This window comes from Mycobacterium sp., assembly GCF_036488105.1.
Taxonomy (GTDB): Bacteria; Actinomycetota; Actinomycetes; order Mycobacteriales; family Mycobacteriaceae; genus Mycobacterium.
Genome location: NZ_DASXHW010000409.1, coordinates 1 through 9301, shown reverse-complemented (window position 1 = coordinate 9301; position 9301 = coordinate 1). Strand labels below are relative to the sequence as shown.

General features: G+C 65.3%; 8 protein-coding genes and 1 pseudogene. 2 read left to right on the top strand and 7 right to left on the bottom strand.

The annotated features are described in order from the left end of the window. The 4 genes and pseudogenes from VGH54_RS21810 to VGH54_RS21795 all read right to left on the bottom strand — a co-directional run. Positions 1–267 (bottom strand): annotated as a pseudogene (locus VGH54_RS21810) (aminotransferase); the annotation flags it as partial. Then, positions 267–1298: a 3-oxoacyl-ACP synthase III family protein gene (locus VGH54_RS21805; RefSeq protein ID WP_414688765.1), complete on the bottom strand. Its 1032-nt coding sequence runs from the start codon at positions 1296–1298 to the stop codon at positions 267–269. The gene VGH54_RS21805 and the pseudogene VGH54_RS21810, both read right to left, overlap by 1 nt. After that, complete coding sequence (locus VGH54_RS21800) at positions 1295–1960, bottom strand: SRPBCC family protein (protein ID WP_331514178.1); 666 nt, start codon at positions 1958–1960, stop codon at positions 1295–1297. The genes VGH54_RS21805 and VGH54_RS21800 overlap by 4 nt, the downstream gene beginning before the upstream one ends. Then, complete coding sequence (locus VGH54_RS21795) at positions 1941–3677, bottom strand: thiamine pyrophosphate-binding protein (protein ID WP_331514177.1); 1737 nt, start codon at positions 3675–3677, stop codon at positions 1941–1943. Before VGH54_RS21795 ends, VGH54_RS21800 begins: the two co-directional genes overlap by 20 nt. A 90-nt stretch (positions 3678–3767) precedes the next feature. Between VGH54_RS21795 and VGH54_RS21790 the strand changes: the two genes are divergently transcribed. Continuing rightward, positions 3768–4970 (top strand): NAD(P)/FAD-dependent oxidoreductase, encoded by a 1203-nt coding sequence (locus tag VGH54_RS21790; RefSeq protein ID WP_331514176.1) that lies wholly within the window; start codon positions 3768–3770, stop codon positions 4968–4970. After that, positions 4928–6268: an FAD-binding oxidoreductase gene (locus VGH54_RS21785; RefSeq protein ID WP_331514175.1), complete on the top strand. Its 1341-nt coding sequence runs from the start codon at positions 4928–4930 to the stop codon at positions 6266–6268. The genes VGH54_RS21790 and VGH54_RS21785 overlap by 43 nt, the downstream gene beginning before the upstream one ends. A 22-nt stretch (positions 6269–6290) precedes the next feature. Here the strand turns inward: VGH54_RS21785 and VGH54_RS21780 are convergent, their stop codons facing one another. The 3 genes from VGH54_RS21780 to VGH54_RS21770 all read right to left on the bottom strand — a co-directional run. Further along, positions 6291–7037: a zf-HC2 domain-containing protein gene (locus VGH54_RS21780; protein WP_331514174.1), complete on the bottom strand. Its 747-nt coding sequence runs from the start codon at positions 7035–7037 to the stop codon at positions 6291–6293. Positions 7038–7107: 70 nt separating this feature from the next. Continuing rightward, entirely contained in the window at positions 7108–7641 is a 534-nt protein-coding gene (locus VGH54_RS21775) for a sigma-70 family RNA polymerase sigma factor (protein ID WP_331514172.1), read from the bottom strand. 75 nt (positions 7642–7716) lie between these two features. Next, positions 7717–9301, bottom strand: a 1585-nt coding sequence (locus VGH54_RS21770; RefSeq protein ID WP_331514171.1) for a carotenoid oxygenase family protein, incomplete at its 5' end; no start/stop codon positions are given.

Genomic DNA, 9301 nt, shown 5'->3' with positions numbered 1-9301 from the left:
CTGCAAGGCCACCCCCGATGCTCCCGCCCCGAGCACCACCTGGTCCTCGTCCACCCCGACCCGGTCAGCGATCATTCGCCGCAACTGTCCGGGCAGGAACTCCGGATAACGATTGGCCACGTCGAGGCAGTGGTCCAACGCTGAGCGCACCGCAGGCAGGGGTGGAAAGGGACTTTCGTTGAGCGACAGGGCGAGTGGGTCAACCGCCAGCGGGAGCGAGGAGAGTATCTCGGCGGTCACCGAAGTCCCGAGCGCGGGGTGGGCCATCAGTTACGCCCTCCCCAACGCACCGCGGCCGCGCCGGCGAAGTCACCGGCATGCGCGAACGCAGCCATCATGATCACGTCGCCGGCCTCGATTTGCCCCTCGGAGATAGCGCGATCCAGGTTGATCGGGATGCCGGCTCCGAACAGGTTGCCGCACTCGTCAAAGGTGTCGCGGTGGCGTTCCTCGGGCACCTCAAGCGCCTCGCGCCAATTACGCAGGAACACCCGGTTGGGCTGATTGGTGACCAGCAGGTCGATGTCTTTGGGCTTCAGCCCGATTCGATCACACACCGCGTACGCCACCTCTGGGACCTGACGGTTCCCCCGGGCCAGCACCTTGCTGATCTTGGTTTCGGTGAACCCGATGGAGGCCTCACCCGTCCGGGCCTGCCACCACTTGCGCGGTGGGTCGATGGCGAGCGTCATGTCGCCGGCGAATTCGCCGTAGGTGCGGCACTCGATGTCGAGTATGGGCGACTCGTCCGACACAGTGACTAGTCCAACCGCGGCGCCGTCACCGGGCACGGACGATTGCGCCTTCCGGCGCACCCCGGGCTGGTCGAAGACCTGCCCGGCCGCGTTCTGTGCGATCGCGATCAGCGCGGTGCGCCCTTCACCCGATGCCAGCAATCGACGGGCCGTGTTGAGCGCCAACACAAATGCCGCACATCCGCCGTTGTGCAAATCCAGTACCCACGACGGGCGCATGCCCAGCCGATGCGCCATTCCGCCGCCGCCACCATAGAACGGCATGTCCGGCACCTGGGTGTGGGTGATCAAAATGTCGACGTTTTCGATGACGTCGCGTCCATGCCGCTCGATCAGTCCCTGTGCCGCGCGTTCGACCATGTCGATCGCGGTCTCGTCGGGCCCGACGTGATGACGGAACGAGGGCGCACGGAACATGAGGTTGTCACGTAATTCGTCGGATTCGGCGAACTGCGCGTAGTAGTCGGCGCCGATCGGTTCGCCGGGCAGATAGCTGGCGACGTCGATAAGGCTGACTGCTGGCTGACTCACGATCGTTCTCATCTCATCCAGGCCGGGGTGACCGGCAGTCCATTGCGGTGGCGGTATTCGGCGATGGTCTTGAGGTTGTTCAGCTCGATCCCGTGGCCGGCACCGAACAAGTCCCAGAAGTCGCCGACCCAACCGGTGCGCTCGGCCGGGCCGGCGTCGGGGTACGGGTTCTTGTCGTAGAACGGATGACGGCAATTGGTCCACAACACAACAGAACCGGGCTTGTTCAACACCACCTGCGCGTCGAGGACGCGCATCACGTAGATCATCCACAGGTGCTTGCCCTGGTCCCACGCGCAGTGATAGTCGACGGTACGCGCCTCGGCGTTGGAAACCGTGCGGGTATAGATCTCGGTGTCCGGAAGCAGCCGGTCGTAGGCCAGCCAGAGCCCCTGTTCCTCGGTAGGGGTGAAGTCACGCAGGGTGTAGGTCCACTCCTCGAGGCTTCGGGTGTCCGACAGGTACTCGAAGAGCTCGTCGGGCGGGCAGTCGACATAGTCGTTGACCGTGCAGTACTGACCGAAAACCTCTTCGTGCGGATACACCGACCGCATCTGCGTGAAGAAGTGTGCGGCCGTCTCCTCCAGCGGCGTGGTCTCGATCCGGACCACGCCGTCGATCGGCTCGGTGGTGCCGGTGTGGGCGGCGATATCGTCAAGCGCTGGCAGCGACATGGGCGTGGTCCTCCTGTAGTGAAACATGTTGATTAGTAGAGCGGTTGGTTACAATCGTGCCGAGAAATGGTGCAAAGGGCGGGATTTCGTCGGCGGCGCATTCCACGCTGATCACCGCCGGACCGTCGACGTCCAACGAGGCGCGCACGGCGGAGGCCAGCCCCGTCGTGTCGCTGACGTCTACCGACGACAGCTTGGGGAACATCGCGGCCAGGCCAGCCCCGAGGTGGCTGGGCGAAAACCGGTTATAGCTGTAGAAGTCGTTGTAGTAGAGCTGCTCTCGGGTCACGCACATGGCGTGGGCGTTATTGTTGAGCAAGACGAAGGTCACCGGAAGCCGGTAATGCACTGCGGTGTGCACCTCCATGCCGTGCATGTAGAACGCGCCGTCCCCGGCGATCACCACCACTCGACGGCCAGCCTCTTGAGTCTTTCTGCGGGCGAAGGCCATTCCGATTCCGGCACCGAAGCTGTAGCCCATGCCGCCCATGCCCAGGGCGACCGCGAACCGTCCCCTGCGCCGCACCGGCAGATAGTGAATGGCCGCCGCGCCGGTGTTGCCGGCATCGACGACGATGTCGACCCCGGCGGGCAGTAGCTCATCCAGCTCTGCCATCGCGTCGCGGTAACGAACGCCCGGACCGTCGAAAGCCGGCGGGGTGAGCTCGGTATGCGCGATCGCGTCGGGCACCCGAACGCCGGTGGGCCGTCCCGCGCCGACGAGTGCGTCGGTCAGCATCCGCAGCGACATCTTCAGGTCGTCGGTGTGGACGTGGGTGCACGGGAAGTATGGCGGCGCCGATCCGATCGAGATCGTCGGCACGGCGGCCAGCGCGTCGTCGAGACCTGCGCGCGAGGTCACCGGCAACCGGGTCCCCACCACCAGGCACAGCCCGCTACCGGCCACCGCCTCTGCCACACCGGGGTGACCCATGACACCGGTCACACCCAGCGCCGACGACGAGCCGAAGCCCGGCGTTCCCGCGACGTCCTTGGCATCCGGTACACAGGCCACGCGTGCGCGTAACACTGCCCGAAGTGAGGCCAGCTCGGCACGCGCGTCGTCGCGGGCCACTTGCTCGCCGGCGATGATCGTGACCGGCCCGGTCACCCGCCGCAGCGCGCGCACAATTGGGTGTGGATTACCGACTGTCCGTTGCCGATCGGCATCCGGCGAGCATGCCCGGTCAATGATGGATTGCTGAATGTCTTTGGGCAGCAACAGTACTGCGGGGCCTCCTGTTTGTGCCGCCGCGATGGCCGCCGGCAGCGCGGAGACGATATCCGCGGCGCTGGTTACCCGCCGACAGAACACCGATATTTGCGAGAACAACGCCTCGGCGTTCAATGAGCCGTTGCGACCGCTGGTGTCCTGGAAGCTGCCCAAACCATCCATAGTGGTCGCCGGCTGGCCGACCAGCGCCAAGATCGGTATGCGGCTGGTGAACGATTCACCCAGGGCGGGAACAAGATTCAGCGCGCCCCCACCGGAGGTCGCGGCGACTACGCCCAGGCCGGCGCCGCTGCGACTGTAGCCGTCGGCCATCGTCGCGGCGGAAAACTCGTGCTTGGCCAGCACGGCGGTGACGTCCGGCCGGAAATACGCTGCGTCGTAGAGGTCCTCGATGTTGGCACCATCGACGCCGAAGATGTACTCGACTCCGGTCCTCGCAAGATGACCGACGATGTGGTCGACCACCCGGTGCTTTCTCGACATACCAGAGACACGACCCGGGGGCCGCTTGGGTTCAAACCCATTTGCTGTGAACCACCCGACATCGGCAATCGTGTTATCCACGTGCAGCCTGTGTTCAGTAACCGCCGGAACAGACATGACGTCGTTATCGTCGGAGCAGGGCCTGGTGGTCTGGCCGTCGCGCGCGAACTCGAGCACCGCCACCGAATTGCGGCGCTGGTCGTCGACAAAGCCTCCGCACCCGCGATGTCGTGGCGCAACCGCTACGACAACTTCCGGTTGAACACCAATGGTTATCTGTCGCATCTGCCCGGGCAACGGATTCCTCTCGGCGCCGGCCGCTGGCCTTCCAAGGAGGACATGGTCGGGTATTTCGACAGCTACGTCCGGCAGCAGAACCTCAGGCTCGCGCTGGGCAGCGAGGTCTACCGCATCGAGCGCGCGGCCGAGGGCTGGCGGGTGGACACCTCGCAGGGTGACATCGCAACGTCCGCGGTCGTACTGGCCACCGGCCGCTATCGCACGCCCACCATCCCGCCATGGCCCGGACTCGGCGAATTCGCCGGCGAAGTGGTCCATTCCGTCGACTTCCGCAATGCGTGGCCGTTCCGCGATCGCAACATCCTTGTTGTCGGCGCGGGGAATTCGGCCGCCGACATCGCCGTCCAGCTGGCCGACAACGGCGCGGGTAAGGTCTGGTTGGCGGTGCGCACGCCACCACATCTGGTGCGCCGCGCCATCGGCCCGATTCCCTCGGACATCTTCCTGGAATTGTTCGCCCGGGTGCCGGCACGCATCGTCGATCCGGTGATAACGCGGCTCAACCGTCTGCTGCTGGGCGATGTATCGGTGTTCGGCTTCGGCCGGCCACCGCTCGGACTGAAGGCGACCGTGGAACAGCGCGGCCGAATCCCCACGCTGGCCGACGAGCTGGTCGACGTTGTACGAGCGCGCCGGATCGACGTGGTGGCCGCGGTCACAGCACTCGAATCCGAACGGGTGATCCTGGCCGACGGCACCGGCATCACGCCCGACGTGATCATTGCCGCGACCGGCTTCGACCCCGATCTGGACGGCCTGGTCGGCCACCTCGGCGTGCTCGACGAACACGGCAACCCGCCCGGCGGCTTCGCCTCAGACATGGGCGGCGGGATGTTCGCGATCGGCTACGGCATCCCACCCAGCGGCCCGTTGCGGGCGATCCGGCTGGCGGCCACACCATTAGCCAGTCAGATCGCGGACTACCTGACGGGCACAGAAAAGGGGGATCAATGGCGCTACTCACCGCAAAGCGGTTCTTCCACCGCGGTGTAGACGGCTACGAGGCGGCCCGTCGCGAGACGGTGTGGAATAGCCTTCTGCCGCAGCGTTTTCCCGAGGTGATCGTGCAAGCGTGCGACACCGATGACGTCGTCGCTGCGATCCGCTACGCCCGGGCCCAGGGTTACCAGGTCGGCGTTCGTTCGGGCGGACACAGTTGGAACGCAAGCCATCTGCGCGATGGCGGGATGCTGCTCGACGTGAGCCGTCTCGATCACCGCCGTGTCGACACCGATGCGATGATCGCCCACGTCGGGCCCGGCGTGGTCGCCAGCGCGTTCGCGACCGACCTCGATGCTCAGGGCCTGTTCTTCCCGTCGGGCCACTGCGAGGGCATTCGCCTCGGTGGGTATCTGCTTCAGGGTGGATACGGCTGGAACAGCAAGGTCGTCGGGCCGGCGTGCGAGAGCGTGCTCGGGCTGGAGGTCGTCACCGCCGACGGGGACATGCTCTACTGCGACCCTGAGCAGCACCCCGACCTGTACTGGGCCGCGCGCGGCAGCGGGCCCGGATTCTTCGGTGTGGTCACGTCATTCACGTTGCGACTGCACCGCCGTCCGGCCGTCCTGGGCACATGTCTGTACCTGTACCCGGTCGACGTCGCCGACGAGGTGTTCAGCTGGGGGCGCTCGATCAGCCGCGAGGTCGATGATCGGGTTGAACTGCAGATCCTCACCTCGCGCAACGCGCCGGAAGTCGGACCCGACGAGCCGACGATCGCAATCGCCTCGCCGGTTTTCGCCGATTCAGACGACGAGGCCGCGAAAGCACTTGCGATCCTCGGCACGTGCCCGGTGATCGACCGGGCCACCGCCGCCCTTCCGTACATGCCAACAACCCTGGCCAACTGGTATTCGGCAGTGATGGCGAAATACCCTGAGGGCCATCGGTATAGCGTCGACAACATGTTCACCTCGGCCCCGGCCGAGGACCTGCTACCGGGCATCCGCAAGATCATCGAGACCTTGCCGCCGCACCCGTCGCACTTCGTCTTCGCCGGCTGGAAGCCGTCCGCGGATCGCACCGAGATGGTCTACGGCGTGGAAGACGAGATTTACCTGGGGCTCTACACCGCCTGGCACGATGCCGCCGACGACGCACGCTACGGCGACTGGGCCCCGTCCAACATGGCCGCAATGTCGCATCTGGCGACCGGCATCTCGCTGGCCGACGAGAATCTGGCACGGCGTTCCGCAACGTTCATCACCGAACCGAACATGGCACGCCTGGATCAGGTACGCGCCGCCTACGACCCCAGTGGCATGTTCCACACCTGGATGGCGAGCGGTTAAATCTCCTACGCTGCAAGCTGTTTCACAGTGAGCGCTGCAGCAGTACCTGTCCGTTGTCGGCGGAAACGATTTGCACCGCGGCGATCTGCTCGACGGGCGTCGAGATGCTGCCGGCCGGGTTCGCCGTGTGGCCCGGGTCAGCGACCCAGGTGGCCAGCTGAGTGTGGGCGCCGTCGCGACTCACCACGACCATCGCCAGCCGGTCGTGATGGGCGGTTATCGGGGCCAGGCAGACACAGTTGAGGTCGATGTAGGTGCCCCATTGCTGGCTGCGGATCGACACCGTCGAGGCCAGCGCATTGGTACCGACCTGAGCCATCGGCAGCGCGGACACGCTGGCCTGTGGCGGCGTCGACGACGTCGGGTGCTGCCAGGCGATACTCACGAACAGACCGACCGCGAGCAGCACGGCCGCAGCGGCCCCTGACGTCCACGTCACCATGCGTACGCGCCGACGGCGACGGTGAACCTCGGACAGCAATGACGGCAGCAGATTCGGCACCATGTCGGGCGCTGCGGTGAGGTCGTCGGCACCCATCGCCGCCACCGTGCCGCCGTCGAGCTTCGACAGCAGCGCCGGCATGCCGCTGAGCTCGCTCACGGCCTGATTGCACATCGGGCAGACGCTCAGGTGCGCCTCGTACTCGCGCCGGTCGGTTGGTGAGAGCGATCCGAGCACGTAGGCGGCGTCCCAGGTCGCATAGTCGTGGCTGTCGCCGGCGGGGATGTCGCTGTCACCGGGCAGACCGAAACCTCGGATTACCCTCATCGTGTCACCTCAATTGCCGGCATGAACAGGCATTCGTAGCTGTCGGCCCCCTGGATGGCCCGGAATATCGTCATCGGGTCACCCCCATCTCCTGAAGAGAGAGTCGAAGCGCACGCACCGCATAGTGTAGCCGCGATTTGACCGTCCCTTCGGCAATGTCAAGATCGGCGGCGATCTGGGCAGTGGTCCATCCCCGGTAGTAGGACCGCTCGACCACTGCTCGATGGTCCGGTGACATCTGGGCCATCGCATCGGCGATCAGCATGCGGTCCAGCGTCGAGTCCACCTCGTCGGGGGTGGATCGTTCCGGTACACCCGAATCATCCAGCGAACCAACTACATTGCGGAACTTTGGACTACGGCGTTCGTCGATGATCATGTTGCGCGCAACGGTGAACAACCATGCACGTGCCGAGCGTTCGGTGTCGCCGATCACCTCGGGATGCTGCCAGGCCCGCAGCAGCGTCTCCTGGACTACGTCCTCGGCGCGAGCGGCGTCACTGGTCAACCGAAGCGCATAACGCCACAACGGTGCAGCGTGCTCGTCATAGAGCGCCTTCATCAACGCGGCTTCGCCGTTGTCGGCGCTGGTGAATCGACTCACTCGATCACCTCCTGATATGTGATACGAGTTGCGCGCCTTTCAAGTTCAACCTGGCAGTTCAGCACCGTGATCTCGCTAGTCGGGGATCCAGTTGCCGTGGAATCCGTGGGGCACACGGCGCGGCATCCGGATCCGGGCCACTGGCTCGCCCTCGAAGTCTGAGGCGTCGATAACCACCAGATCGCTGCCGTCGGTCACCGGGTTGTACACATACGTCAAATACCAACCGGCGAGTTCGTCGGGTCGACCGACCGCGGGCGCGAACACGGCCTCACCGGGCGCCCCGGCCCTGCCGGGGGCGTCGAACCGGTGCTCGACCGCGGTATCGCGTTGCAGGTCGTAGCGGATCAGTGCGCCGCTGCCGACCGCCACCGAGTAGCGGGCAGACGTTCCGGAGAGCCGATCGTCGATGCGCGGAAATTCCACTCCGCGGTCATCTAGCTGACTCTGGACGACCAGCCCGGTGTCCAGGTTGATCGTCCACCGCCACAACGCCGCGTCGGTCCCGAATTCACTGTTATTCCGCCACATTTCGTCATACCGGAGCACCTCCAGCACGATGGCGTTCCCGCCGGGCGACGTCACGTCGTGGGCGTTGACGACGTGGAAGACGAAGCACGGATCGATGTCGAACCACCGCAACTGGCCATATGGGTCGTCGCGGCGCAGCACACCGAGACGGGCGCGGTACTGGTCGTCCCAGCGGTACGGTAAATCCCTTTCGAAGGAGCCGGTGAGCGCCACCCCCAGGTCGAACAGCAGCGGCAGATCCAGGAAGACCACATGTTCGGCGGTCAGCGCGAAGTCGTGCATCAACGTCAGCGCGGGCACATCGATGGGGCGACTGACCGTCAACCGCCCGTCGGCATCGGCGCGGTGATAGCTGACATGCGGTTCAAGGATGTTGCCGCAGCCGAAGAAATGCAATTCACCGGTGTTCGGGCAGATCTTGGGATGCGCGGTCATCGAGTCGGTCAGCATGCCGCCGAAATCGTAGGCGCCCAGCGTTTTCAGGTCAGTGCTGATCTCGTAGGGCAGCGAGAATTCCATCAACGCGAGCGTCTTGCCGGCATGGCGCACGACATGGGTATTGGCGATGCTGGAGTGCAGGTTTCGGCTGCCGTCGTCGTTGTAAAGCGGAACGGGATTTTCGAAGCTCTCGGTACGCACCCAGCGGTTGCGATACCAGGCGGCGCGGCCATTTTCCAACCGGATTCCGTGGACCATGCCGTCGCCGACACACCAATGGCCTTGGCCTGCACGCGGATTGGGACCGTTGCGCAGGTACCAGCCGTTCAGCTCGGCGGGAATGTCACCCTCGACCGGCAGGTCGAATGTGGTCAGCTCGTCGTGGACGGGCGCGTAGTTGCCGGTGCGGAAGACCGGGAAAACTGTCTCCGCCGCCACCGCCGTCGACGTCACCATCGCGGGCTGCAGCTCAACCCCGTTCGCGGCCAACCGCTGGTCGGCCTTCGCCAGCAGCGAGGGCAGCAGATCGGGGCATGGCGGCACCGGGGTGGGCTCCTCGTCGAGCATCGACAGCATCGGCGCGATGGCCTCGAACTCTGCCACGGCCTGCTGGCATGAACTGCAGCCGACCATGTGCATCTCGAATTCGCGCCGGTCGGTATCCGACAGCGCATCCAGCACGTAGGCGGCG